24 protein-coding genes and 1 pseudogene are annotated in these 25,286 nt (G+C 69.7%); 17 read left to right on the top strand and 8 right to left on the bottom strand.

The features are described from left to right. The first annotated feature begins 14 nt into the window (after positions 1-14). The 5 genes from AB0I77_RS06240 (at position 15) to AB0I77_RS06220 (ending at position 5,276) form a co-directional block, all read left to right on the top strand. Positions 15-455 carry a MarR family winged helix-turn-helix transcriptional regulator gene (locus AB0I77_RS06240; protein ID WP_363281194.1) on the top strand — a complete coding sequence of 147 codons (441 nt, stop codon included), beginning with the start codon at positions 15-17 and terminating at the stop codon, positions 453-455. Positions 456-1,495: 1,040 nt separating this feature from the next. Further along, on the top strand, positions 1,496-2,989 hold the full coding sequence (locus AB0I77_RS06235) for a metallophosphoesterase family protein (RefSeq protein ID WP_363281193.1): 1,494 nt from the start codon (positions 1,496-1,498) through the stop codon (positions 2,987-2,989). 42 nt (positions 2,990-3,031) lie between these two features. Continuing rightward, the gene (locus AB0I77_RS06230; protein WP_363281192.1) at positions 3,032-3,448 is read left to right on the top strand and encodes a VOC family protein; all 417 of its coding nucleotides are present in this window, start codon (positions 3,032-3,034) and stop codon (positions 3,446-3,448) included. Between the two features lie 35 nt (positions 3,449-3,483). After that, the gene (locus AB0I77_RS06225; RefSeq protein ID WP_363281191.1) at positions 3,484-4,608 is read left to right on the top strand and encodes a CapA family protein; all 1,125 of its coding nucleotides are present in this window, start codon (positions 3,484-3,486) and stop codon (positions 4,606-4,608) included. Then, positions 4,605-5,276: an MBL fold metallo-hydrolase gene (locus AB0I77_RS06220; protein WP_363281190.1), complete on the top strand. Its 672-nt coding sequence runs from the start codon at positions 4,605-4,607 to the stop codon at positions 5,274-5,276. The genes AB0I77_RS06225 and AB0I77_RS06220 overlap by 4 nt, the downstream gene beginning before the upstream one ends. Here AB0I77_RS06220 and AB0I77_RS06215 read toward each other — a convergent pair. Further along, complete coding sequence (locus AB0I77_RS06215) at positions 5,245-5,556, bottom strand: hypothetical protein (RefSeq protein ID WP_363281189.1); 312 nt, start codon at positions 5,554-5,556, stop codon at positions 5,245-5,247. The two genes, AB0I77_RS06220 and AB0I77_RS06215, sit on opposite strands and share 32 nt — an antisense overlap. 871 nt (positions 5,557-6,427) lie before the next feature. After that, entirely contained in the window at positions 6,428-7,072 is a 645-nt protein-coding gene (locus AB0I77_RS06210; protein WP_363281188.1) for a phosphoribosyltransferase family protein, read from the bottom strand. A gap of 219 nt (positions 7,073-7,291) precedes the next feature. Here AB0I77_RS06210 and AB0I77_RS06205 point away from each other — a divergent pair. After that, a pseudogene (locus AB0I77_RS06205) lies at positions 7,292-8,013 on the top strand (transposase); the annotation flags it as partial. A 216-nt stretch (positions 8,014-8,229) separates the two neighbouring features. On the opposite strand, the gene AB0I77_RS06200 reads toward AB0I77_RS06205, so the two are convergent. Continuing rightward, the gene (locus AB0I77_RS06200; protein WP_363281187.1) at positions 8,230-8,490 is read right to left on the bottom strand and encodes a hypothetical protein; all 261 of its coding nucleotides are present in this window, start codon (positions 8,488-8,490) and stop codon (positions 8,230-8,232) included. Positions 8,491-8,675: 185 nt separating this feature from the next. Continuing rightward, entirely contained in the window at positions 8,676-8,993 is a 318-nt protein-coding gene (locus AB0I77_RS06195) for a hypothetical protein (protein ID WP_363281186.1), read from the bottom strand. 469 nt (positions 8,994-9,462) lie between these two features. Between AB0I77_RS06195 and AB0I77_RS06190 the strand changes: the two genes are divergently transcribed. The 5 genes from AB0I77_RS06190 (at position 9,463) to AB0I77_RS06170 (ending at position 13,903) form a co-directional block, all read left to right on the top strand. Further along, positions 9,463-10,110, top strand: a complete 648-nt coding sequence (locus tag AB0I77_RS06190; protein ID WP_363281185.1) for a hypothetical protein — start codon at positions 9,463-9,465, stop codon at positions 10,108-10,110. Beyond that, positions 10,107-10,724: a toxin-antitoxin system, toxin component gene (locus tag AB0I77_RS06185; protein WP_363281184.1), complete on the top strand. Its 618-nt coding sequence runs from the start codon at positions 10,107-10,109 to the stop codon at positions 10,722-10,724. The genes AB0I77_RS06190 and AB0I77_RS06185 overlap by 4 nt, the downstream gene beginning before the upstream one ends. Positions 10,725-10,751: 27 nt before the next feature. Continuing rightward, positions 10,752-11,939 carry an MAB_1171c family putative transporter gene (locus AB0I77_RS06180; RefSeq protein ID WP_363281183.1) on the top strand — a complete coding sequence of 396 codons (1,188 nt, stop codon included), beginning with the start codon at positions 10,752-10,754 and terminating at the stop codon, positions 11,937-11,939. Beyond that, positions 11,932-13,353 (top strand): FAD-dependent monooxygenase, encoded by a 1,422-nt coding sequence (locus AB0I77_RS06175; protein ID WP_363281182.1) that lies wholly within the window; start codon positions 11,932-11,934, stop codon positions 13,351-13,353. Before AB0I77_RS06180 ends, AB0I77_RS06175 begins: the two co-directional genes overlap by 8 nt. Positions 13,354-13,531: 178 nt before the next feature. After that, a complete protein-coding gene (locus tag AB0I77_RS06170) occupies positions 13,532-13,903 on the top strand; it encodes a hypothetical protein (RefSeq protein ID WP_363281181.1) in 372 nt (123 codons plus the stop codon). A 441-nt stretch (positions 13,904-14,344) separates the two neighbouring features. Here the strand turns inward: AB0I77_RS06170 and AB0I77_RS06165 are convergent, their stop codons facing one another. The 3 genes from AB0I77_RS06165 to AB0I77_RS06155 all read right to left on the bottom strand — a co-directional run bounded on the left by AB0I77_RS06165 (position 14,345) and on the right by AB0I77_RS06155 (position 17,241). Then, complete coding sequence (locus AB0I77_RS06165; RefSeq protein WP_363281180.1) at positions 14,345-15,172, bottom strand: intradiol ring-cleavage dioxygenase; 828 nt, start codon at positions 15,170-15,172, stop codon at positions 14,345-14,347. A 436-nt stretch (positions 15,173-15,608) separates the two neighbouring features. After that, positions 15,609-15,782 carry a hypothetical protein gene (locus AB0I77_RS06160; RefSeq protein ID WP_363281179.1) on the bottom strand — a complete coding sequence of 58 codons (174 nt, stop codon included), beginning with the start codon at positions 15,780-15,782 and terminating at the stop codon, positions 15,609-15,611. Positions 15,783-16,494: 712 nt separating this feature from the next. Beyond that, positions 16,495-17,241, bottom strand: coding sequence for a response regulator (locus tag AB0I77_RS06155; protein ID WP_363281178.1), 747 nt, complete (start codon positions 17,239-17,241; stop codon positions 16,495-16,497). A gap of 308 nt (positions 17,242-17,549) precedes the next feature. Here AB0I77_RS06155 and AB0I77_RS06150 point away from each other — a divergent pair, with 308 nt between their 5' ends. The 3 genes from AB0I77_RS06150 to AB0I77_RS06140 are packed head-to-tail and all read left to right on the top strand — an operon-like array spanning position 17,550 to position 20,585. Further along, positions 17,550-18,536: a tripartite tricarboxylate transporter substrate binding protein gene (locus AB0I77_RS06150; RefSeq protein WP_363281588.1), complete on the top strand. Its 987-nt coding sequence runs from the start codon at positions 17,550-17,552 to the stop codon at positions 18,534-18,536. After that, positions 18,533-19,090, top strand: a complete 558-nt coding sequence (locus AB0I77_RS06145; protein WP_363281177.1) for a tripartite tricarboxylate transporter TctB family protein — start codon at positions 18,533-18,535, stop codon at positions 19,088-19,090. The genes AB0I77_RS06150 and AB0I77_RS06145 overlap by 4 nt, the downstream gene beginning before the upstream one ends. Position 19,091: 1 nt before the next feature. Then, positions 19,092-20,585: a tripartite tricarboxylate transporter permease gene (locus tag AB0I77_RS06140; protein ID WP_363281176.1), complete on the top strand. Its 1,494-nt coding sequence runs from the start codon at positions 19,092-19,094 to the stop codon at positions 20,583-20,585. A 5-nt stretch (positions 20,586-20,590) separates the two neighbouring features. Here the strand turns inward: AB0I77_RS06140 and AB0I77_RS06135 are convergent, their stop codons facing one another. Continuing rightward, positions 20,591-21,361 (bottom strand): FCD domain-containing protein, encoded by a 771-nt coding sequence (locus AB0I77_RS06135; protein ID WP_363281175.1) that lies wholly within the window; start codon positions 21,359-21,361, stop codon positions 20,591-20,593. Positions 21,362-21,599: 238 nt separating this feature from the next. Between AB0I77_RS06135 and AB0I77_RS06130 the strand changes: the two genes are divergently transcribed. The 3 genes from AB0I77_RS06130 to AB0I77_RS06120 are packed head-to-tail and all read left to right on the top strand — an operon-like array spanning position 21,600 to position 25,283. Then, entirely contained in the window at positions 21,600-22,496 is an 897-nt protein-coding gene (locus AB0I77_RS06130; protein WP_363281174.1) for a proline iminopeptidase-family hydrolase, read from the top strand. A gap of 31 nt (positions 22,497-22,527) precedes the next feature. Further along, positions 22,528-24,261, top strand: a complete 1,734-nt coding sequence (locus AB0I77_RS06125) for an ABC transporter substrate-binding protein (RefSeq protein WP_363281173.1) — start codon at positions 22,528-22,530, stop codon at positions 24,259-24,261. Then, on the top strand, positions 24,258-25,283 hold the full coding sequence (locus tag AB0I77_RS06120; protein WP_363281171.1) for an ABC transporter permease: 1,026 nt from the start codon (positions 24,258-24,260) through the stop codon (positions 25,281-25,283). The genes AB0I77_RS06125 and AB0I77_RS06120 overlap by 4 nt, the downstream gene beginning before the upstream one ends. Positions 25,284-25,286 lie beyond the last annotated feature (3 nt).

Below are 25,286 nucleotides of genomic sequence, written 5' to 3'. Positions count from 1 at the left end.
CACTGGGCAGGGCGATGACCACGACGACCCCGGCGGCCGTATCCGATCTCGATCTGGCACGAGCCCTCACGCTCGTGGAGCGGAGCGTCGTCCAAAGGATCGGTGAGGCGCTGAAGGCGGAGGGCGCGACGCTGGAGGAGTGGCGCGTGCTGTCGTTCCTCGGCGACGGCGCGGGCCGTCCGATGACCGAGATCGCCGAGTTCGCCCTGCTGACGGCGCCGACCCTGACCAAGGTCGTCGACCGCATGGTGTCGCTCAACCTCGTCCTGCGCCGGGTGGACGACGCGGACCGGCGGCGCGTGCTGGCGTTCATGTCCGAGCGGGGCAGTGAGGCGCTGACCCGCTGGACGGCGGCGGTCGAACGCGCGCAGGAACACATCGTGACCACCCTAGGCACCGAGGAGACGGCCCTGCTGCGGACGCTGCTGCAACGGGCGTCGAGGCAGCTGGGCTGACGGGCGCGGCTCGGATCGTCAGACTGCTCAGGTCACCGGCCCGGATCCACCCAGGCAAGGCCGTCCTCCGAGGCCACCAGCCCGCCGGCGCACACGGGTGTCTCCTCCTCCAGGGGCAGCCCGTCGAAGCCCGGTCGAAGTCGCAGGAGACGGCCGTCAGGCGCGCGCCCGCCTCCACGGGCCCGGCGAGTGACGCGTCGCCGGACGCCAGGCCGCCCACCAGCTCGACGAACACCTCGTAGCGGGCCTCGAACTCGTCGAACAGGCGGGCCTCCTCCAGGAGTTGCTCGTTCCGGGCTTCCTCGTTCCGGACTCCCGTACGACCAGTCCCGGCGGACCCGGACCTGGTCGTACGGCGCCCCGGTCGCCTGTGGCACTCCGTCGAGGAGGTCCCGGACCTCGATGCAGGCGTCGATCATCCGGCGCCGGGAACCGCCCCCCTCCGGCGAAGTAGCCGAACACCGCGATGTTGCGGAAGAAGTCGTGGCTTCGCGGATCTCGCCGTCGGCATCGGTCCAGCGGACGCCGCCGACCCGGCGGGCGTTGTCCAGGAGGATCGCGTCGAACCGGGACCGCTCGACCTGGTAGGCGAGGGAGGTCGGGTCGGCCGGCCGCGGGGACAGCGCGAAGGAGAACTGCCACGGGTCCCGGTCGCGTCCCCAGCGGAAGGTTCCGCCGTCTTCGATGTGAAGCCCGCCCCGGCGATCTCGTCCTCGACGCTCGGCGTAGGTGACGCTCCGTAAGGAATCGGAGAACGCGACGCGTTATCCCGACATCTCGGCGTGTGACTTCAACGACTCCGCCAACGGTCGGATCAGTTCGTCGTACGTCATGTCGCTCCCTCTCGCCGACGCCCCGGGCCCCGCAGACGCCCCGCCAAACTCCTTGTGATAAGCAGAGGTTGAGCCCAGGTGGGCGACAACTCGAAGCGCCGGTAAAGATCGAACTGGTCGGGAGTCTGCGGATATGTCGCGTTCCCTACCCGATGCCGCCGTCGATATCACAGCCGGAGTTCACCGGACACGGGCACATACTCAGGTATGCGCTGCTGCCTCTCCGCTCCCCTCGCGGCCCTGTCGGCCCTGCCCGCTCCCTGCGAAATCCTGCGCTCCGGTGCCCTCCTCGCCCCCGCCCTGCTCCGGGCCGCCGCCACCGCCCTCCACGGCCCCGCCCGCGACAGCCGTCCGCACCCCGACACCCCGGCCGCCCTCCATCTGGAACTGGTCACCCTGACCGAGGATCGCGCCGTCATCACCTGGTACACCGGAATACCCGGCACGAACGACGGACTGGGCCACCCGCTCCCCGCCGTCACCGAGGGCGAGGTCGTCTACGGCACCCACCCCGCACGCCTCAACCGGGTCGCGGCCGAGGACCGGCCCACCGCTCACCACCAGGTGGAGCTGACCGGACTGGAGCCGGGCCAGACGTACTACTACCAGGCCCGCTCGCGGCGCACCCACGCCACTCCCACCCCGCTGCACCTCGTGCGCGGCAACGCCGTCGGCACCCACCGCTACGGGCTCGGTACGCGCGGCGGCCCGTACTCCTTCACCACGCCGCAGCCCCCGCCCGGCCGGCATCTGCTGTCCATAGCGCTCTGCAACGACCTGCATCTCGGGGAGACCACCGCCGGTCTGATGGCCGGCGTCCCCATGCTGCGCGGGGTGGCGCAGGAGCCGGGGCTCGCGCCGTATGCGGAGATCATGAGCCGGGACCTGGTGGCGGAGGCCCGGCGGCGCGGGGCGGACCTGCTGCTGGCCGCGGGTGACATCACCGCGGGCGGCGCGCCGCGGGATCTGGCCCAGGCCCGGCGGATCCTGGACGGCTTCGGCACCCACGGGCAGGACTATTTCGTCGTGCGCGGCAACCACGACCGGCCCCGGCACCGCGGCGACGACTCCTTCCGCGCGGGGTTCCTCGGCGGGGAGGGGCCGGCGTACTTCGCCCGCGACCTCGGCGGGCTGCGGATCATCGGGCTCGACACCTATGTGAAGAGCGGCAACGGCAGTGACGCGGGCGGGCTCGGCGCCGAGCAGCTCTCCTGGTTCCGGGCCCGGTTGAGGGAGCAGAAGGATCAGCCCACCGTGGTCTTCGGCCACCACCCGCTGACCGTCCGGGACGGCGTGTTCCCCGTGACCGGCGGGCAGCGCCTGGGCCGCCGCCAGGCCCGCGCCGTCCTCGACGCCTACGCCGACGCGCCCGGCGTCTTCCTCCACCACGCCGGCCACACGCACCGCAACAAGCGCACTGTCCTGCCGCAGGCTCCGCACGTGACCCTTCAGGAGGTCTGCGCCGCCAAGGAGTACCCGGGCGGTTTCAGCCTGCTGCGCATCCACACCGGTGGCTATGCCCTCAACCACTACAAGACCAGCGGTTCCGCGGCCCGCGCCTGGAGCGAGCGCAGCCGCCGGATGGCCGGCGGACTGTGGCCGCACCACTCCCTGGGCCGCTCGGTCACCGACCGCAACAGCATGACCCCCCACGACCTGTCCGGTATCTCACGTCAGGCCGTTGTCGGCGGCCCGCGCTAGTCTGCACAAGTCCGACTATTTGCCCCATTCAAGGAGGTTTCCATGACCTCGCGCCTCAACCCGTACCTCAGCTTCGACGGCGACGCCCGGCAGGCGATGGAGTTCTACAAGGAGGTCTTCGGCGGCACTCTGACGCTCCACACCTACGGGGAGCTCGGCGGGCAGCCGGACACCCCGGGGTCCGACAAGATCATGCACGGCATGCTGGAGACGCCGAGCGACTTCACCCTGATGGGCTCCGACACCCCTCCGGACATGCCGCTCACGCCGGGCAACAACTTCTCGGTGAGCGTCAGCGGCGACGACGACGCCGAACTGCGCGGCTACTGGGAGAAGCTGTCCGCCGGCGGCTCCGTCTCCGTCCCGCTGGAGAAGCAGATGTGGGGCGACGTGTTCGGCATGTGCACGGACCGCTTCGGCGTTACCTGGATGGTCAACATCGTCCAGTCACGAGGCTGACCTCCGCCGCTCGGGACGGCTCCTAGTCTGGAGGTATGGCCGAAGGCGTGGTGACGCTGTTCGTCTGTGGTGATGTGATGCTCGGGCGCGGTGTCGACCAGATCCTGGCGCGGCCCGGTGATCCGGCGCTGCGGGAGGCCTACGTCCGGGACGCACGGTCGTATGTGCGCCTGGCGGAGTCGCTCAACGGTCCGGTCCCGGCCCCGGTCGATCCGTCCTGGCCGTGGGGCGACGCGCTGCGGTTGCTGGAGGAGGCCACGCCGGACGTCCGGATCGTGAATCTGGAGACGTCCGTGACGCGCTCTGACGCGTTCGCGTCCGGCAAAGAGGTCCACTACCGGATGCATCCGGCCAACCTGCCCGCTCTCACGGTGGCCGGGCCCGACGTCTGTGTCCTGGCCAACAACCACGTGCTGGACTTCGGCCGCGCGGGCCTGGCGGAGACGCTGGACTCGCTGACCCGCGCGGGCCTGCGGGCGGCGGGCGCGGGGCGGAACGCCGAGGAGGCGTGGGGGCCCGTGGCGGTCCCCGTCCCGGCCGGCGGCCGCGTACTCGTCCTCGCCGTCGGAACGCCGTCCAGCGGCGTTCCGCCCGGCTGGGCGGCGGGCGCCGAGCTGTCCGGTGTGGCGTACGTTCCCGACCTGTCGGCCCGCTCGGCCGCCGCGGTCGTCAGGCGCGTGCGGCAGGTGAAGCAGCCGGGCGACATCGCGGTCGTGTCCGTGCACTGGGGGTCCAACTGGGGCTACCGCGTCCCCCGGGAACAGACCCGCTTCGCCCACGCCCTGGTGGACGGCGGCGTCGACCTCGTCCACGGGCACTCCTCGCACCACCCCCGCCCCATCGAGGTGTACCGCGACCGGCTGATCCTCCACGGCTGCGGCGACTTCGTCGACGACTACGAGGGCATCGGCGGCTACGAGGAGTACCGCGACGACCTCCGGATCGCCTACCTCGTCACGGTGGCGGCGGACACGGGCCGGCTGACCGGCCTGCGCATGGCGCCCCTGCGGGCCCGGCGCATGCGGCTGGAGCCCGCGCCGGAGGAGGACCGCGCCTGGCTGCGCGCCACCCTCGACCACATCAGCGAGGGCGTGCACATCACCCTGGAGCCCGACGACACGCTGTCGTGTGCGCCGGCCGCGACGGGAACGGGCCCGTGAACCGGTGGCTGCGGCTCACGCTGCTCGGCGTCGGCGCGATGAACTCACCGCGGTTCGCCCCGGCGGGTCTGCTGCTGCGCTACGGCGGACACCGGGTGGCCTTCGACGGCGGCCCCGGCGCCGAACCACCGCCCGGGAGGCTCGCCGCCTGGCTGGTCACCGACGAGCGGTCGGAGCTCAGGTCCGAGCTGCGCCGGAGCGCGACCGCCCGGGACGTCTCGATCCGGGCCGGTGATCTGGACCTCGGCGAGGTCCGGATACGGTGCCGCCCGGTGGCCCACACCTCCCATCCCACCTACGGCTATCGCATCGAGGCCGATGATCTGGTCGTGGTGTGGGCACCGGAGTTCTGGGAGTTTCCGGCCTGGGCCGCCGGGGCGGACCTGATGTTCGCCGACGCCGCGGCCTGGGCGCGGCCGATCCGGTTCCGGGGCGGCGTCGGCGGCCACGCGAGCGTGCGGGCCGTCGCCGAACAGGCCGTGCGGCACGGCGTACGGCGGCTGGTCCACGCCCACATCGGGCGGCCCGGCATCCGGGCGATCGACGCCGGTCTGCGGCCTCCGGCGGGCGAGTGGGGAGTGGAGGGCCGTACCTATTCACTGCGGCTGGCAGGGGTCGGTGCGGACCGGGCGGGCTTCAGCGCACCGCGTTCTCGATCAGGCCGGTGAGGCCGTCGACGATGGTGCTCTGGCAGTAGCCCTGCTGGATGGGGCAGCCGTTGACCTCGAAGGTCCCCAGCGGGTAGGCCGAGTCCTGCGGGAGGTAGCCGATACGGTCGTTGGCGATCGACAGCAGGATGGTGTTGGCGAGCGGCGACTCCTTGCGCAGGGTCCGGTAGATCTCCGTCACCGCCTCGCCCGAGACGCCGGCCAGCGCGACCTTGTTGAGCGTGATCAGCGCCAGGCGCAGGTCCACCGCGTCCACGTCCGCCTGGTTCATGTTGTCCATGACGTCCTCGCCCGCCTTGACGGGGCATGAGACGGGCGTACATCGCCCGGTGGACGAACTCCTCGTTCTCCGCGGTGTCCTTGCCCGACGCGCTCATGTCGATCCGGGGCGCCTGATCACCGAGTGCGCCGATGGTGGGCAGCGCCACGACGCCGTCGCCGAGGTTCTCCTCGACATAGGTGGCGGCCTCTCGCATCAGGTCGGCGCTGATCTTCTTGATGCCGAGTGTCACGGTGGAGTGCACCGCGTAGTTGAACAGCACGGCGATCGGCTCGCCGTCCGTGGTCTCGAACTTGAGCGTGTTGGCCTGCACCTCGGCGCCGCCGTCGTGGGCCAGCGCGCCAGCGGATCGGCCGCATGTCGCCGACCTCGATCGCGTCCAGCACCAGGAGCGCGACCTGACTCAGCCCGTTGTCCAGGACGAGCGCGCGCACGTTAAGCCTGTCGTGTACGCCGTCGAACGAGCCGCCCATGGCGTTGAGGTTGGTCAGATCGGTGGGCGTGATGTCCACCTTCGCCACTCCGGCCCTGAGTTCGCCCGACGCGGCGGTGGACTCGCCGGTGCCCGCCGCCTGTGCCGACGTCGCCGCACCGGTCAGGGTGGCCGCCGCCATCGCTGTGGTGAGCGAGCCGTTGAGGAAGGATCGGCGGCCCAGGCCGCCGGCGGGGTGTTCAGCGAGTGCTCGGAGGTCACTGGTTCTTCTCCTGGAGGTCGAGGGCCGCGCAGGTCAGGCGCGTGCCTTCGGACCGAACAGAGCTCCCTGGCCGCGCCTGCCTGGAGGTTTCCATACGACCGCTGGGGATCGTCAGACCCAGTTCTGAACGCTAAGGATTCACAGTCGGCGGGTCGGTGCCGCCCCCGCCCGCTCGCTCACCGGCCGTCGCGCAGCGCCTCCAGTACGTCGTCGTCGGTGAGCTGCGCGAAGTCCTCGTACCACTCGCCGACGGCCATGAATGCCCTGGGCTGGTGGAGGCAGAGCACCTCGTCGGCCTCGTTCCGCATCAGGTCGACCGCTTCCGGTGAGCCGACGGGTACGGCCAGGACCACGCGCTCGGGTGCCCGGCGCCGTACGGCGCGCAACGCGGCGCGTGCCGTGGAACCGGTCGCCAGTCCGTCGTCGACGACGATCACGGTCCGGCCGCTCAGCTGTGGGGCGGACCGGCCCTGCCGGTAGTGCTCCTCACGGCGCCGCAGTTCCTTCCGCTCACGCTCCACCACCCCGCTGAGGGAGGCCTCGCTCAGCCCGAGCCGGCCCAGGGACCATTCGTCGTAGAGCGGAGGATCCTCACCCGCGATCGCGCCGACGCCGAACTCCTCGTGGAACGGGGCCCCGATCTTGCGCACGACGAGCACGTCCAGTGGGGCCTGAAGCTCCCGTGCGATCTCGCGGGCGACCGGGACACCGCCGCGGGGCAGGGCGAGGACCACGGGATGCGGAAGGTGCCCCTTCTCCTGAAGGACGCGCAGCTCTTCCGCCAGCATCTGGCCCGCCTGCCTGCGGTCACGGAACTGCATCTGCTTCTTCTTCCTCACGGCACCGAAGGACAAGGACGACGGTGCGGCGTGCTGCTCACCCGCCACCGCGTACCCATCGGGCCACCGCCCACACCGCGCACCCCACCGGCACCCCGCCAGCTCCCCACCGGCTCTCCGCCTACCGGGCTAGGGCGCGTATCGGGTCGTGATCAATGAGCGGGTTTTCCCCTCGCACGATCTTCGATCCGGTAGATCGTCTTGCATGACACGTGCGCAACTGGCCGGCGTGGAGAGTTCATCGAGCCGTACCTGCCGACCGGCGAGTATGGCCCGTACCCGGTGCGGGTGCAGCAGCAGTTCGAGGGGGTGCTGTGGCGATTTCGGACGGGCGGGCAGTGGCGGGAAATGCCCGCCGGGTTCGGTGCCTGGTCGACCGTCTACAACCGTTTCCGGCAGTGGCGCGACGCCGGTGTCTTCGAGGCCCTGCTGGAGGGCCTGATCGCCGAGGCCGCGAAGCGGGACGAGGTGGACCTGTCGCTGGTCAGCGTGGACTCCACCACCGCACGGGCCCACCATGACGCCGCCGGGACGCACCTCGATGACGATGTCCTGACCGCTCGGGAGAAGGTCGCCGCCGAGGAGGAGAAGGCCCGGCAGAAAGGGGCATTTCGGAAGGACGGAACGGGCAGTACACCGAGGACGCCCCCGCGCGAGAAGACCGAAGACGCATCCGGCACCGGCACAGAGTCCGGCTGAAGGCCGCCCTGCTCGGGCGCTCACGGGGCGGGCAGACCAGCAAGATCCACCTTGCCGCCGACCGTAGGTGGCGCCCGCCGGCGATCGTACCGATCGCAGGACAGGCCGCGGACAGCCCCCGGTACATCCCCGCGCTGGGCAAGGTTCGCGTCTCTGGCCCGGCCGGCCGTCCCCGCACCAGGCCGGACGCGGTCGCCGGGGACAAGGCGTACTCCTCCCGCGGCCCCGTGGGGGTGATGGTGCAGTTCGCTGAGGTCCGGGACAATGCGAACCGAGCGGATACGTCGTGTCGCGAGCGAGGGCACAATAAGTCGACGGGCCGGACGCACAGTTCGGGATGGGTGACCAGGAAAACGTGCAAGTCGAGCATGACTCCTCCGCGCTGAGAGCCTGAGTGTCTCCCGGTGTCACGCCCACAACGGCCGTCTGGACCAGGTGCATTACCCGGTCGGTTTGTCGGCCGGCCACAGGACGAGTGTGTCGCCGTCGAGCACGACGTGCCGGCCTGGGTGACTGTCCTCGATGCTGGTGAGGTCCTCCTCGGAGATCGTTCCGTGGACCACCACGGCGGAGCCGATGGCCTCAATGCTGTCGGTCGAGGCGTGCATCGCGACGCCCTGAAGCGCGCACAGCCCGTGATGGAGGGGCACGGGGCAGTCGAAGCCGGGGTGATCGCGCTGGGATCGGCCGGCTGGGGACATGAGTCCTCATCAGTCCGGCGTGCACCGAGGTGTGTGGTACCGGACGGGGCGTCAGCAAGAGAGAAGCACCGGGCTGTGGGGCGCAGGCCAGTCTGCGGTTGGGGAGTCAGGCCGGCCTTCGCCGCCGGACTCTCGGCCCCGCCCGCCTGCTACACGGGATGTGCCGAGAGCAGTTCGGGTGCCTCTCAGTGCGGTTGCCGGTGCTGGGCCGGCTCGGAAGTGCGGTCGTATGCGCGCATGCGGGCCTGGGTGTTGATCGTGCGGATGTCGCGACGGGTGTGGCTCAGGGCCCGTGAGACCTCCGCGATCAGCTCCATGGAATCGCTGAACTGGCCGAACAGGTCGGAGGCAGGGGGCTCCCACTCGCCGTGCGGGGCGTGCGTGGCGGCGGCTGTCTTGCAGGTGGTGAGGAATTCCGTCATCAGGCGGCGGAATTCGGCGACGTCCTGGTCGGTGAAGTCGCGCTCGGTCAGCTGTGCATTTGGAACAGTTGACGCACGCATACGCAAATCTCCAATGCGGGGGGGTGCAGGACAAGCGGACGGTGGCGCCCCGTGGGTGCATCAGCACTGCAGCGGAAGATGCCGCAGGTCCGGCCGCCGACAGTGGGAAGGTCCGGGCGGATCCCGCCGAAAACCGACCCGCACACGGCCCCCTGGACACAGCGGGTGCCCACCATGCAGGATTCGGCGGCGATCAAGGCGGACGGCAGCCGCCCACGGGTCGCCAACGACGCGACCTCGACCGGCTATCGGCCTGACCGTGACGGCGCGACGGAAGGGTGGACTGCACCCGCGCCGGCCGACCTCCCACGTGTGCCCGCAGCGTCCGGCGCCCGGACGCCGCTCCGGCCGAAACCGGGACTTCAACGATCATTTTCAGCCAGTTAACGATCGTTGAAATTCTGGGCGGGGGCGCGTACCGTGCCCGATGCACACCAGAATTCGATTCGGAGCGCCTGGGAGTACGCCGGTGGACTCTGCCCCGCCACTGCCCGAGACACTATTGCCCGAGACACTTGAGCGCCTCAGGGCGCTGCTCCAAGAGCAGGACCTGGAGCAGTCGGACCTGCTCGAACCCGAGGAGCTGGCAGCCGAGACGGCCCTGCCCGAACACACCGTCCGTACCCTGCTCCGGGGCGGCACTCCCCCCGCCGACACCGTCAACGAGCGAGTCCGGGCACGCCTCAAGGTCCTCTCCGAGTCCCATCTGGCGCGCAACGGCCAGCGCATGTCCGATCTCGCCGGCAGCATCTCCCGGCAGCTGGGAGTCTCCGGAGTCTGGGCACGCCAGGTCTGCTCCGGCGACAAAACGCCCAGCGTCGAACTCCTGCACGGCCTGGTGCGCTTCTTCCGCGTCGAAGGCAAGGAAGCATTCTTCACCGCCCCGGCACCCGAGGCCCTCAACCGCGTACTACTGCCCATCCTCGCGGCGCAGCAGCCGGTGCCAGAGACCTCAGAGTCCGCGGCCGATCCCCTGGCCGCTATACAGGACCAGTTCGAGGACGTCCGCGGCATCGCCCTCAGGCAGGCACGTGACCTGCCAGAGGACCGGTGGAAGGTTCTCACCGCGACCCTGAATGCCCTGCTGGTCCTTGATGAGAGCGAAGGAGAGCAGTGAGTACGGGAGCCAGGGCGATGCGGCAGCTCAGTGCGCAGCTCGTCCGCAACCTGCCGTCGCCCGCCGGCGAGCAGGAGGTCATCCCCGCGTTAGGCCAGGCCCTCACCCACGTGCGAGGACGGCCGGTCCGCCTGCGCAGGACAGCCTTTCCGCCCGGGATCGCCAGCGGGCTGTGGATCGACCGCACCAGCCATGACCTGATCGTCTATGAGGAGAACACCGACCCCGAGCACCAGCTCGTGATCATCGGTCATGAGGCGTGGCACATGTTCCAGGGTCAATGCAGCGCCGGCGCTCACGGTGCCTTCGCGTCACGCGCCCGGGAGACTGCGGCGGCAGGCGCCCTGGCGGAGTTCGTAGCCGTCGTCTCCGAGGTCGACGACATCGAGCTGCCCCCGAACGCTCGCACGGACGCCGCGTTGCACTTCGCCGCCCGCGCCGATGTTCACACGGTTGAATGGGAACGCGAGGCAGAACTCTTCGGGTTCCGCTTCGCCACGGACGTGCAGGCCGCCCTCGCGCAGGCCCCCTCTCTCGCCGACCCGCACCACCTCGCCGACCGTATCCAGGTCTCTATGGCGCACCCCTTTTTCCGATCGCGAGCGAGCGGGTAGTGCCCGTCTGAGGAGAGTCACAGCACGGTGAACCACGGCCCCGACAGCACCGCCTTCTACATCTGCGGCAGCCTGCTCTTGGTGATCTGTCTCCTGAAAGTCCCGGCGCTCATCCACAGGCGCCACGACATGCTGCTGCGTGCCGCCTGCCTGCTCCTCTTCGCCGGGGCGTGGGTCTTCTTCCTGGCAGCGCCGGAATCCATCGCGGAAATCAACCGGCTCACCGGAATACCCAATGTCGCGGCCCCCATTGTGTACTCGGTGCTGGCCACGTTCGGTGGAGCGAGCCTGCTGCTGATCATCAACTGGCGCCCGGCGCCGCCGGAGACGACCCGCCGTGCCTCGCAGGTGTGCATCACGGCCTACACTCTCGTCGTCGTCGCGATCATTGTGCTGTTCTGGGTGGGTGATGCTCCGGTCGAGCAACTCACCCTGTTCGACGGTTACTACGCCAGCACGCCGTACATCCGCGAAATGATCCTTACGTATCTGATCGCTCAGGGTGCGGCAACGATGGCGACGAGCGTGCTGTGCTGGCGCTGGTCGACTGAGGTGCACGGCTCGCTCCGAGCGGGACTGCGCATCCTGGCCCCCGCCTACCTGTTGCATGTGTGCTACGACGTCGTCAAGCTCATCGCGATCGGCGCCCGGTGGACCGGCCACAACCTGGACTTCCTCATCGACCAGGTCGCCCCGCAGTTGGCCGCTCCCTCCGCCCTCCTCGCGGTCACCGGGTTCTTTCTGCCGCTCGCAGGTCCGCGTATCGCGCAGACCACTCAGGCAATGCGGCAGCTGCGGCAGCTCGCCCCGCTGTGGCGGGAGCTTCTGCACGTGCCTACGCCGGGAGCCATCCGCGCCTTGCCGCCATGGTGGTCCGCTCCGGCTATGCACCTGACCGGGCGGAAGACGCTCATCTACGATGCGCTCCTTGCCCTGGCCCCGTACTACGACGCCATGGTGCACGCACAGGCCCACCGCTCCGCCTTGGAGCAGGGTGAGGACGAGCGAACTGCCGCCATTACGGCGGACGCAGCCATGATCGTCGCAGCCACTGCGCAGCAGGCCCGAACGAGTCCTGATCTTGCCCAGGCTGCGGACACGCAGGAATGGCGATCTCATGACCTGATCCGCCTGTCGGAGGCGCTCGCCTCGCCCGTCGTCTCAGGCATCCGCCGGCACCACGGTGCCTCCGCAGAAAGCAGCTCTCATGAGTGACTCGCCGCACCGCAGCCGTGCCGTGATCGTCGGAGGCAGCTTCGCCGGCATGCTCGCCGCGGCCGCCGTCAAAGACTACGTCGACACCGTCGAAATCATCGACGCGCACGAAGTGCCCACCGGGCCCCAGCCGCGCTCCGGCGTCCCCCAAGCCGCGCACTTCCACATCCTGCTGTCCGGCGGGGCAGGCGCGATCGACGAGCTTCTGCCGGGCACGATCGACCAGCTTCTGGCCGCGGGCGCCAACCGCGTCCCCATGACCACCAACATGGTGCTCTACTCCCCCGAGGGCTGGTATCGCCGCTGGAAACGCGACAGCCACTACCTGATCGCCGCCAGCCGGGACCTGACCGACTTCGTCATCCGTGAGCAGGTCCTGAAGGACCCGCGGGTCAGCGTTCGCCCGCTCACCCGGGCCACGGCTCTGCTGGGGGATTCCCGCCGCGTCACCGGGGTGCGGCTGTGCGCCGCCGACGGCACCGAAACAGAGCTGGCCGCGGATCTGGTCATCGACGCCTCCGGCAGGGCAGCGCGCACCCCGCAGTGGCTGGCCGAACTGGGCATCACAGGGCTGGCCGAAGACCGCATCGACTCCGGCGTGGCCTATGCCAGCCGTATCTACCGCGCCCCTGTCTCCACCCAGAACTGGCCCCTGATCAGTGTGCAGGCCGATCCGCGGCTGCCCGAGCCCGGCCGCTCAGGCGGCATCGTGCCGATCGAAGGCGGACGTTGGCACGTCAGCCTGATGGGCACCCCCGGCGGGCAGCCCTCCCGCAATGCGGCCGAGTTCGAGGCGTACGCCCGCACTCTGCGCCACCCCATCGTCGCTGATCTCCTGGCTCAGGCCGAGCCGCTCACCGACGTCACCACCACCCACAGCACGGTCAACCGGCGGTACTACTACGAACGTCTGAGGTCCTGGCCCGAAGGCCTCGTCGCACTCGGCGACTCGGTGGCCGCGTTCAACCCCGTGTACGGACACGGCATGTCCGTGGCCGCGCAGGGCGCACTCGCCCTGCGCGCCCAGATAGCCTCCCGGGAACTCGGCACCGGCATGGCCCACAAGGCGCAGCGAGCCATCGCCCGATCCGTCAAGCTCGCCTGGAGCCTCGCCATCGGTCAGGACATCCACTATCCGACGACCAAAGGCAAGAAGGCGGGCACGGCCGACCGGCTCCTGCACCGCTATGTCAGCCGGCTCTCGCACACCGCGACCGGCTCCTACCATGTGGCGACCGCGATGACGGAGGTATTGACGCTCCAGGCCCCGGGCACCACCCTGCTGCGGCCCAGCGTCCTGGCAGCGGCTCTGATGGGACCGTTACGTCCCCAACTCGGCAGTCCGACATTCACCGCTGCGGAACGGCGCCTTCTGGAGGGCGCCGCCATCTCACTGCCCGGTCTTTCAGACTAGGAGTTGCCCGCCACTCACAACGATGCCTGCGGCCATGCTGCCCCGGCCGCGGGCGTACCCTCGGCCGGCCTGTCCCCCAGCGGAACGACACTGCGGCCTTCTGGCAGTGATCTGAACGGCTGGATAGCCTCAACTCAGGTCAGGGGCCCGGGACTTGCAACGCCTTCAGGAGGACTCGATGACAGCCATCCACACCAGCCTCGCCGGCCAGGTGCAGCGTCTCAGCCAAGTGACCGAGCGGCCAGGCCGTCTCGCAGAGTTACTGGACGTCGCAGCACTGTCCTTATGCTGCGGCATCCCCGAGCACTCGGTCATCCGCCTCCTCAATGACACCACCCTGCCCGACGCTTCGGATGACGACGCCCTGCGGGCTCTCCTTCAAGCTCTGCGATCCATCGAACACACGCTTGCCGTCGCCTCATCGCACAGTGCCGGTCCCGAGCAGCGCCTCCGCTGCGGGCGCCACTTGCCCCCAGAACAATGGCGAGTCCTGGCTGAATGGGCCGAGGCGATCGCGAGCGAGTACCCCCCACACGATCAGGACATCTGAGTCCATCCTCCGGGCCGGGGCCTCGGCCGCCAGCTGATCCTCCGGGCGCTCACCGACGGGCCCGACTACGCCTGGCAGACCACTGGCCCCCGAGGCCAAACAGTTCTTCCCGCGCTGGCGAAGGAAACCGGCGCGTGTTCCCCGAGTACACCGACGTGTGCGAGCACCTCGCCCCGCCGCCCGGCTACCGGCCACCACCGCCAATTGTGGGCTCTCCACCATTCCGAAGTCCCTGATCAGAACCGCGTCGCGAGGTCCTTCGCACAGCGTCGGATCATGGTGGTGTGCCCCCGGGCGCCTCAGGGTGCCATCACGGCAGGATTCCCGACAGAGTCAAGCCAAGTGGCAGCTCAGTGCCCCTGTCGATGGGATGGGGCGCGAGTCGGAGAGGCTGGATGGTGAGCGGGTGGAATGAACCCCGAGCCGTTCATCGGTGACGGGTCACACCGGAACCGTCAGCGTCGCGGTGTACCCCTGCTCGACGCTGCCGGTGACCGTCGCGAGCTGCTGGTCGTAGCCGTCGCTGAAGACGCTGTCCGACTCCAGGGAGAGCTCGCTGAGATTTCCCACGCTCTCGCTGTAGCCGTCGGTGGCGTACACCCTGTCGCTCACGTCCTTCGGCAGCGCGAGCTGCGAGGTGTTCGTGATGGACCTGGCCGCCGTGGCGTCGGCCAGGCTGCCGTACACCTCGAAGTGGACGTGTGGCCAGCGGTTCGGGTAGCAGCCGGGGAAGATGCTCTTGAACGTGACCTGTCCCTTGTCGTCCGCCTCCTGGACGCCGCGCAGGTAGTTCTCGTCCGTCACGCCGTCGTCGTACAGGGAGTACCTGCCCTCCCGGTCGCATTGCCAGATGTAGACGGCGGCGCCCTTCTTGGGCGTGCCGCAGCCGGAGGCGGCGTCCACCACCGTGAGCGTGATCGTCAGGGGCACGCCCTCGGCGGTACCCCGCGCGGAGTCGCCGAAGCTCTTCGTGATGTCGCTGCGGACGACACCGCTCTCCCTCAGGACGTTGACGCCGTTGGAACCGTCGCCGGGGAAGGGACCTTCGGTCTCCTCGGGGATCGTCTCGCACTGAACGGGCGACGACGCGGACGACGGGGAGGACGACGGGGACGAGGACGCCGTGGTCTCCCCCTCGGAAGTGCAGCCCACCAGCGGCACCAGGCTCACCCCCGCCAGCAGCCGTACCATCCGGCGACGGGTGAGAAGGGGAAGGTCGTAGGAGAGGCCCCGGTCGTGCTCGTGCACTTCTTCCTCGTGGTCGTTCATGACAACAGACGGTATGAGCCGTTTGCTGTAGGCCACCAGGCATCCGGGCTGTCGGTCCCCTACCGATCGACTGTCATCTGCGTGTCACTGCCCGGACCCGTCTGTCGGTGACCAGGCGGGTGACGGTCTTGTCGTGATAGCCGAGTGCCTTCGCGATGACGGGGGCCGGGGCCTGGAGGACGAGCTGGGGCTGACCGGGCTGGCGGCTTCGGTACGCAGTGGCAGTGCCACGGAGACGGACGTGGCACTGGCTGACCTGGACGGCGGGGACGAGCCCGGCCGGTCCGGGACGCCGTACCACCGCGGGGATGCGGGAGTTGCCGGCGCCGGTGGATTCCGGACTCGTGACTCCTCCCTTTCGTGAACGAGGGGGCTTCTCGCTAAGCCGGTGTGGCTTGGCGACGGACCAGCCCGGCCCGTAGAACATTCAGGGCGCTCACCGTGTCCGCGTGCGCGGTGTGGCCGCAAGAGACGCAGTGGAACTTCTCCTGCCCAGCGCGTCCATGAGTTCGCTCCGGGCGAGCAGGACCTGCGACTCGTGGGCGTACGCCGCCGGGCCGACGCTCAGCCGCAACTCGTCGTCTCCGCCGGGGCGTTCCAGGTAGAGCACGGGCTCCTCGGCCCGGCTGTCTGCCGGCGGCGGGCCGGACCATCTCCTCGTAGTGTGCGGCGGCTTCCTCCTCGCCACCCTCCTCAAGCTCCCGCGAGGCGGTATCGAAGTAGTCGGCGGGGTCTCGCCAGGGCTGCTGTCTCCAGACACTGTTCATAGGCCGGGGATGAACGGCCGCGGGGCTGGTGGGCTCGCATGTTGAGGTGTCGCGTATTCCTCGGGAGCGGTGCTCTGTGGAACCGTGAGCAGTCACTCACGTGTTGGCCACGTGGTGCTCTGGTTGCTCGTCGACCGAGTAGATACCGTCATCACCTTGAGGCTTGTAGAGCATCACAGGGCCGCGAGTGAATTCGGAGACCACCATCGCGCTGTGCGCTCTGGTCGTCGCGGTCTGTTCGTCAAGCGTCTCGATCTTCGAAGCCCGGATGGCACGGCGCCACAATCGAAACTCTCTCCGCCCGATTCTGCAACTACATCGGATCTGGCATCACGGGGGCCGTACTGGCATCCGTCTCAGCAACTGCGGGCTGGGTAATCGGACCGTGGACGTCAGCGGGCGCGAACAGGCTGGGCGATGAGCTGCACATCCGCCCCTCGTATGCGACGTTCAAGGAACCCGAGGTCTTCACCGCAGGCTCCGAGAAGTACCTGCTCAGCGTCCCGACCTACAGCCCGGAAGTTCACGCAGCCGACTTCCAGGAAGTTCTGACCCCTAAGCGCGCGCTTCGCCGCCGGGCCGCAGTCCCGTGGGCCGGCCGCGGAACCGGTAGCGCCGCTCGGGCCGCCCGGCCGTGCCGTAGCGCAGGGACACCTCCGCGCTGCCGGTGGTGTGGAAGTACTCCAGGTAGCGGCGGGCGCTGACGCGGGAGATGCCGGTCGAGGTCGCGCACTCGGCGGCGGACAGGGTGCCCTCCGCGTCGCGGAGCGCGCGTTCGACCAGTGCGGCGGTCTCCGCGCTCATGCCCTTGGGCAGCGCGCCGGCGGTCGACGCCGGCACGGGTGCTCCGGCCAGGACCCGGTCCACGTCGGCCTGGCCGTGCACGACGGTGGCGAGCAGGCGGCCGCGCTGGTGGGCGTAGCGCTCCAGGCGGGTGCGCAGGTCGTCGAACGCGAACGGCTTGAGGAGGTAGTCGACGACGCCGTGACGGACGGCACCGCGCACCGCGTCGGCCTCGCGTGCGGCGCTGATGACCATGACGTCGCAGTCGTGGCCGGCGGTGCGCAGCCGGGGGATGACGTCCAGGCCGAAGACGTCGGGCAGATACAGGTCGAGCAGGACGAGGTCCGGGTGCAGTGCGTCGACGGCGTCGGCCACCTGCTCGCCGGTGCCCACGACTCCGACGACCCGGAACGGCTCGACGCGTTCGACGAAGGTGCGGTGGACTTTGGCCACCCTGAAGTCGTCGTCGACCACGAGCACATCGATCGTGTCGGTCGTGCCGGACGCCGTACGGGTCATCGAGGCGCTCCTTCCGCCACCGCGTCGGTGAGGTGGCTGACGGTCCTGCGCGCGGTGAACAGGGCCCCGTCAGGGGCGTGGTCACCGGCATCTCACCACCGTGACGCTCGCAGACCGGGCGGGCGAGCGCCAGACCGATGTCCCGACCCGAGTCGGCCGGTGACCGCAAAGACCACAAGCTCCGTTGGTTCCGCAAGAGAGACAGGTGCTGGACGTACGGGCAACATGTGGCCCACATCACCCCCCTCCCCCCACAGGCTGCCGTACTTCATCGACCTTCACCGACGTACCGACAGGTGGTGGCATTCGTGCGCCTGCGCACCCCTCTCGCCCTGCTCGGGGCCGCCGTGCTCGTGCTGGTGGGACCTCCGCTGCTGACGACCGGCAGCGACGCCGCGACCGGCACACGGATCCCGGGCCTGCGCTTCATGGTTCCCAACACGCCCGGCGGCGGCTACGACATCACGGCCCGTACGGCGGCGAAGAACGCCGAGGACGCCGGACTCACGCACAACATCGAGGTGTTCAACCTGCCTGGTGCCGGCGGCACCGTCGGACTCAGCCGGCTCGTGAGCGAGCACGGCAACGGCAAGCTCGCCATGTCGATGGGCCTCGGGGTCGTGGGCGCCGTCCGCTCCAACCACGCGCCCAAGACCCTCGCCGACACCACCCCGATCGCCCGGCTCACCGAGGAGCAGGACGTCGTCGTGGTCGGCAAGGACTCCCCGTACCGGACGATCGACGACCTCGTCCGCGCCTGGAAGGCCGATCCCGGCAAGCTCCCGGTGGGCGGCGGCTCCTCACCCGGCGGCCCCGACCATCTCGCGCCGATGCTGATGGCGAAGGCCGCCGGCATCGCTCCGAAGGAGGTCAACTACATCCCCTTCGACGGTGGCGGCGAGCTGCTCGCCTCGATCCTCGGCGACAAGGTCGCCTTCGGGGTGTCCGGCGTCGGCGAGTACCTCGACCAGATCAAGGCGGGCGAACTCCGGTTGCTCGCGGTCACCGGCCCGGAGCGGGTCGACGAGCTCGCGGACGCGCCCACGCTCAAGGAGTCCGGCTACGACGTGGACTTCACCAACTGGCGCGGCATCGTGGCCCCGCCCGGCCTGTCCGAGGCCGAGCGCGACAAGCTCACCCGGCTGATCGAGGAGTTGCACGACTCCCCCGAGTGGCAGGAGTCGATGCGGCAGAACGGCTGGGACGACGCCTTCCTGACCGGCGAGAAGTTCGGCGCGTTCCTGGACGCCCAGGACAGGCGCGTGGTTTCGGTGCTGAAGGAGCTGGGGCTGTGACGACGCGGACGGGCCTTTCCCAAGCAGAGCCGGCGGAGCCGGCCGAGCGGCCCTCGGGGCTGCGCTCATGGCTGCGCGAGCACTCCGAACTCGGCGTCTGCGTCCTGCTGTTGGCGCTCGGCGTGCTGGTCCTGACCGACGCGCTCACCATGGACGTCGACCTCACCCAGCGCGGGCCCGTCGGCCCCAAGACCGTGCCCGTCGTCGTCGGGGTCGGGCTGCTCGTCATCGCCGCCCTCCTCGCCGTCGACGTCCTGCGCGGCGGCCGTGGCCAGGCCGAGACCGGCGAGGACATCGACCTGTCCGAACCCGCCGACTGGCGCACGGTGTTGCTGCTCACCGGGGTGTTCCTCGGCGCGGCCGTCCTCATCGAGCCCGCAGGCTTCCCCGTCGCGGGCGCACTCCTGTTCTGGGGAGCCGCCTTCACGCTCGGCAGCCGCCGGGCCGACCGGGACCCGCTCATCGCGGCCGTCCTCTCCCTCGCCACCTACGCCGTCTTCAACAACCTGCTGGGCGTACCGCTGCCGGGCGGCCCGCTGATGGGAGTGCTGTGACATGGATGCCCTCAACTCCCTGATGGACGGGTTCGGTACGGCGCTGACCCCGGTCAACCTGCTGTGGGCCGCCATCGGCGTGCTGCTCGGCACCGCGATCGGCGTCCTGCCCGGCATCGGCCCCGCGATGGCCGTCGCGCTCCTGCTGCCCGTGACGTACGGACTCGACCCGATCGGCGCGTTCATCATGTTCGCGGGCATCTACTACGGCGCGATGTTCGGCGGTTCGACCACCTCGATCCTGCTCAACACGCCCGGCGAGAGTGCCGCCGTGGTCGCGGCCATGGAGGGCAACCCGATGGCCAAGTCGGGGCGCGGCGCGCAGGCGCTCGCGGCTGCAGCCATCGGCCACTTCGCGGGCGGCCTGATCGGCACGATCCTGCTGGTGGCGCTCGCTCCGACGGTCGCCGACCTGGCGGTGGACATCGGTGCGCCGGACTACTTCGCCATCATGGTGCTCGCGTTCATCGCCGTGACCTCGGTGCTGGGTTCGTCCCGCATCCGGGGCCTGGCGTCCCTGCTCATCGGTCTCACGCTCGGTCTGGTGGGCCTGGACCAGATGACCGGCCAGCAGCGCCTGACCTTCGGCTCCCTGCAACTGGCCGACGGCATCGACGTGGTGATCGTGGCGGTCGGCCTGTTCGCGATCGGCGAGGCCCTGTGGGTGGCGGCGCACCTGCGGCGCAGCCCGGGCGAGGCGATCCCGGTGGGCCGCCCCTGGCTGGGCCGCGACGATGTGCGGCGGACCTGGAGGTCATGGCTGCGCGGCCCGTTCATCGGCTTCCCGTTCGGCGCGATTCCGGCGGGCGGCGCCGAGATCCCCACCTTTCTGTCGTACGTCACGGAGAAGCGCCTGTCGAAGCACAAGGACGACTGGGGCAAGGGCGCGATCGAGGGCGTGGCGGGACCGGAGTCGGCGGCGTCGGCCTCGGCGGCGGGCACGCTGGTGTCGATGCTGACCCTGGGCCTGCCGACCACGGCGGTCGCGGCGGTCATGCTGGCCGCTTTCCAGCAGTACGGCATCCAGCCAGGGCCCTTGTTGTTCGAGCGCGAACCCGACCTGGTCTGGGGCCTGATCGCCTCGCTGTTCGTCGGCATGGTGCTGCTGCTCGCGCTCAACCTGCCGCTGGCGCCGGTGTGGTCGAAGCTGCTGCGCATCCCACGGCCGTATCTGTACGCCGGGATCCTGTTCTTCGCGGCGGTCGGCGCGTACGCGGTGGGCGGCGAGGTCATCGACCTGGTGATCCTGTTGATCATCGGCCTGATCGGCTTCGGCATGCGGCGCTACGGCCTGCCGGTCCTCCCCGCCGTCATCGGCGTCATCCTCGGCCCGAACGCCGAGCAGCAGCTGAGGCGCGCGCTTCAGATCAGCGACGGCAGCGTCACGGGGCTGGTCGACACGCCCTTCGCGGTGACCGTGTACGCGGTGATCGCGCTGCTGCTGGCCTGGCCGCTGCTGAGGAGGCTGGTGGCACGCGGTCGCGTGAAAGCCTGATCCGTCTATCCGGGCTGCTCCCCGGCCCGAACACGGGCCAATACGTCGCGGATCATCTCGGCGCTGATCATGAAGTGGTCCCGGGCGATCTCCTCCGCTCGCTCGGGCTCGCCCGCCGCGATGGCCTCGTAGAGGGCCGTGTGGCCCTGGCCGGCCCGGTGGAAGTGGGTCCGCTCGCCCTTGCCCCACGGCTCGATCGGGAAGCCGAGGCTGATCCGGGTCAGCAGGTCCCGGCTGAGCAGGGCGATCTGCGGATTGTGGGTGGCCGCGCAGATGCTCCGGTGGAAGGCGCTGTCGGCGGCCTGCTCCTCCCGGGGAGTGTGCGCGGACAGGTGCGCGGCGAGCGCCTCACGCATGGGCTCCAAGTCCTCGGGCCGTCGGCGTCGGGCGGCCGTCGCGGCCACCAGGCCTTCCACCAGCCCGCGCAGGTCGAAGAGCTGCTCGAACTCTTCCCACCGGGGCAGCAGCGTACGGCGGACAGCGGCCCCGGAGGACTCGCTCCAGCTCTCGCGCACGAAGGCTCCCCCGTTGCGGCCCCGGCGGATCTCGATGACTCCCAGGGCCTGGAGGCGTCCGACGGCCTCGCGCACGGTGGGGCGGCTCACCCGCAGCAGCCGGGTGAGCTCGCGTTCGGCCGGGAGCCGTTCGCCCGGCAGGAATTCTCCGACGGCGATCGCGGTGAGCAGCCGGTCGGAGACCTCGTCGACCGCCGTGGTCACGCGCACGGGGCGCAGCGACGACGACGGGGTGCCGCCGAGGAGGACGCGGTCGAGCACCCGGGAGAACTCGTCCCCCGGTTCAGGTGGCTCAGGTACGGATGTCAGGTGTCTTCCCTTCAGGCGCCGCTTCTGTGAACGGGCGGGTGCCACGTAAACACGCCGTTACGTCTTGCTCCGCCCGGTTAAAAGGTCTTGTGCGCTGACCTTTTACCCAATCACTATCTCATCCATCCGTCACACCCAACTCATTTAAGACAGAGGTCGGCTGATTCCAGCCGCTCTGGGAGGCTCCCCCGTGGCGATTCCCGAACCGAACCACACCGGAACGGTCGACTTCAACGGCTGGTCCACCTGGTACCGGATCACGGGCGAACCGGGCAGGACACCTTTGGTCGTCCTGCACGGCGGGCCCGGCGCCGGTCACAACTACACGCTGAGCATCGCGGGCATCGCCCAGCAGGGTCGCGCCGTGGTGCACTACGACCAGCTCGGCACCGGACTGTCCACCCATCTGCCCGACAAGGGCGCCGACTTCTGGACCGTCCAGCTCTTCCTCGACGAACTCGACGCTCTCCTCAAGCAGCTGGGCATCGCCGACGCCTACCACATCCTCGGCCAGTCCTGGGGCGGCATGCTCGCCGCCGAGCACGCCGTACGCCGTCCACCGGGGCTGCGCGGTCTGGTCATCGCCAACTCCCCCGCGTCCATGGAGCTGTGGCTCTCGGCGGCGAGCGAGTTGCGCGACGCCCTCCCCCGGGAGGTCCAGGCGACGCTGCTCGCCCATGAGGCGGCCGGGACCACCGACCACCCCGACTACCGCGCGGCCGAGCAGGTCTTCAACGAGCGCCACGTGTGCCGTCTGGTCCCCAACCCGCCCGAGATCCAGGCTACTTGGGACAACATCGCGGCCGACCCGACCGTGTACCACACGATGAACGGGCCGAACGAGTTCCATGTCGTCGGGACTCTGAAGACCTGGTCGGTCATCGACCGGCTGCACCTGATCGACGTGCCGACCCTGCTGGTGTCCGGGCGGTACGACGAGGCGACTCCCGAGACCCTCCGCCCGTTCGCCGACCGCATCCCCGACGTGCGCTGGCACCTCTTCGAGCACTCCAGCCACATGCCGCACGTCGAGGAGGAGGAGCTCTACCTCCGCGTCGTGGGCTCGTTCCTCGACTCCACCGACTGATCCCCCGACGGGAGCTTCCCGGATGTCCCGCATGTCCAGCATGACCCGCAGCAAGAGACGCAGCGCGCTCGCCGCCGCCACCGTGGCCCTCGCCCTGACCGCCGCCGCCTGTTCGTCCTCCGACGACGGCGCCTCCTCCGACCCGACCGCGTCCTCGTCCGGCTCCGGTTCCTCCGCTTTCCAGCCGCAGCACAAGGGCGGCACGCTGAAGCTCGTCGCTCACGCCGCCGCGGGAAGCCTCGACCCTCAGGTCAACTACACGCTCCAGTACTGGCAGCTGTACCAGTCCATGTACGACGGGCTGCTCTCGTTCAAGAAGGTCGGCGGCCAGCAGTCGTTCACCGTCGTCCCGGACCTGGCGACGGCGATGCCGAAGGTGACCGACGGCGGCAAGACGTACACGTTCACGCTCCGCAAGGGCATCTCCTTCTCCAACGGCAAGGCGGTCACCACCGACGACGTGGTGGCGTCCTTCCAGCGCATCTTCAAGGTCTCCAGCCCCACCGCGGGCACCTTCTACAACGGCATCGTCGGAGCCGACGCCTGTCTGAAGAAGCCCGCCTCCTGCACGCTGAAGGGAGGTGTGACAGGCGACGCCACGGCCAACACGGTCACCGTCAACCTCACCGCCCCGGACCCGGAGTTCGCGTTCAAGCTGGCCGTCCCGCACGCCAGCGTCGTACCGAAGGACTCGCCGGCGAAGGACGCCGGCACAAAGCCACTGCCGACGACCGGCCCCTACATGGCGGCCTCGTACGACCCGAACCGGGCGCTGAAGCTGGTGCGCAACCCGCACTTCAAGGAGTGGTCGCGTCCGGCGCAGCCCGAGGGCTACCCCGACGCGATCGACTACACCTTCGGCCAGACCGTCGAGTCCGAGGTCACCGCGGTGCAGAACGGCCAGGCGGACTGGATGTACGACCCGCCGCCCGCCGACCGGCTGAACGAGATCGGCACCAAGTACGCCTCCCAGGCGCATGTGAACCCGCTGACCGCGTTCTGGTACGCGACGCTGAACGTCAACACGGCGCCCTTCAACAACAAGCTGGCCCGTCAGGCGATCAACTGGGCCGTCGACCGGTCCGCCGTGGTGCGGCTGTACGGCGGTAAGAACCTCGCCTCTCCCGCGTGCACGATCCTGCCGCCCGGCTTCCCCGGGCACGTCGACTCGTGCGACTACACCAAGGGCGGCGGCAAGACCTGGACGGCCGCGGATCTGGCCAAGGCCAAGGCGCTGGTGAAGCAGTCCGGTACGGCGGGGCAGGAGGTCGGCATCGTCGTCCAGGACGACGACGTCAACAAGTCGATCGGACAGTACCTCCAGAGCCTGCTCACCCAGCTCGGCTACAAGGCGACGCTCAAGCCCCTGTCGGGGAACATCCAGTTCACCTACATCCAGAACACCAAGAACAAGGTGCAGCTGGCGCTGACGTCCTGGTACCAGGACTATCCGGCGGCCTCGGACTTCCTCAACGTGCTGCTGTCCTGCGCCTCGTTCCACCCCGGCAGCGACTCCAGCATCAACATCGCCGGCTTCTGCGACAAGGGCATCGACGCGAAGATGAAGACCGCGCTGGAGACCGGGCAGACCGACCAGAAGAGCGCCGACCAGCAGTGGGGCACCATCGACCAGGAGGTCATGGCTCAGTCCCCGGTCGTCCCGCTGATCACCCCGAAGCTCATCGACTTCACGTCGAAGCGGGTCGGCAACTACCAGTTCAGCAAGCAGTTCTACATGCTCGTCGGGCAGCTGTGGGTCAAATGAGCCGCACGCTCCCGAACCCGTCGACCGAGGCCCGGCGCTCGCCGGGCCCCTGGCGGACGGCCGCCGCCGACCTGTTGCGCAACAGGTCGGCGGTGGCCGCGGCCGTCGTCCTGCTCGTGGTCGTGCTGGCGACCCTGTGCGCGCCGCTGTACGCGGACCACATCGCCCACACCGACCCGTTCCAGTCCCATGTCTCCGGCACCACGGTCGTCGACGGCAAGACCGTGCCGGTGCTCACTCCCAGCAGCACCGGCCTCGGCCTCGGAGTCACGCCCATCGGCCCCACCTGGGACCCCGCCCACTACTTCCTCGGCGCCGACAACCAGGGCCGCGACGTCATGGCCCGCCTGCTGTACGGCGGCCGTACGAGCCTGTTCATCGGCGTCACCGCGGCCCTGCTCACCTGCCTGATCGGTACGGCCGTCGGGGTCGTCGCCGGCTACGCGGGCGGCGCCGTGGACGCCGTCATCTCCCGGATCCTGGACGTGATCTGGGCGTTCCCGGTGTATCTGCTGGCCATCTGTCTGTCGGTCGTCCTGCTCACCAACGGGCTGCGCCTGGGGCCGCTCACCGTGGAGGCGGGAAGTCTCTGGCTGCCCGTCACGATCATCGCGGCGATCTATGTGCCGTACATCGCCCGCCCGTTGCGCGGCCAGGTACTGGTGCTGCGCAACAAGGACTTCATCCACGCGGCCGTCGGCTCCGGTGCGCCCATCCCGCGCATCCTGCGCCGGGAGGTGCTGCCGAACGTCCTGCCCACGGCGATCGTCTTCGTGCCGCTGATGACCGCGCTGGCCATGCTCACCGAGTCGGCCCTGTCCTTCCTGTCCGTCGGCGTCCAGCCGCCCGACGCCAGCTGGGGCACGATCATCGAGGACGGCCTGGGGCTGCTCTACACCCGCCCCACCGTGACCATCGCGCCGGGACTGCTCATCGCGCTGACCACTGCGGCACTCAACGTCCTGGGCGACGGCGTGCGGGACGCGCTCGATCCGAGCGCCCGGCTGCGCGGAGGGGTGTGACGC

The sequence above is a fragment of the Streptomyces sp. NPDC050619 genome (assembly GCF_040654815.1).
In the GTDB taxonomy this organism is placed as follows: Bacteria; Actinomycetota; Actinomycetes; order Streptomycetales; family Streptomycetaceae; genus Streptomyces.
Note: the sequence above shows the minus strand (reverse complement) of the source record. Positions and strands in the feature narration are given on the sequence as shown.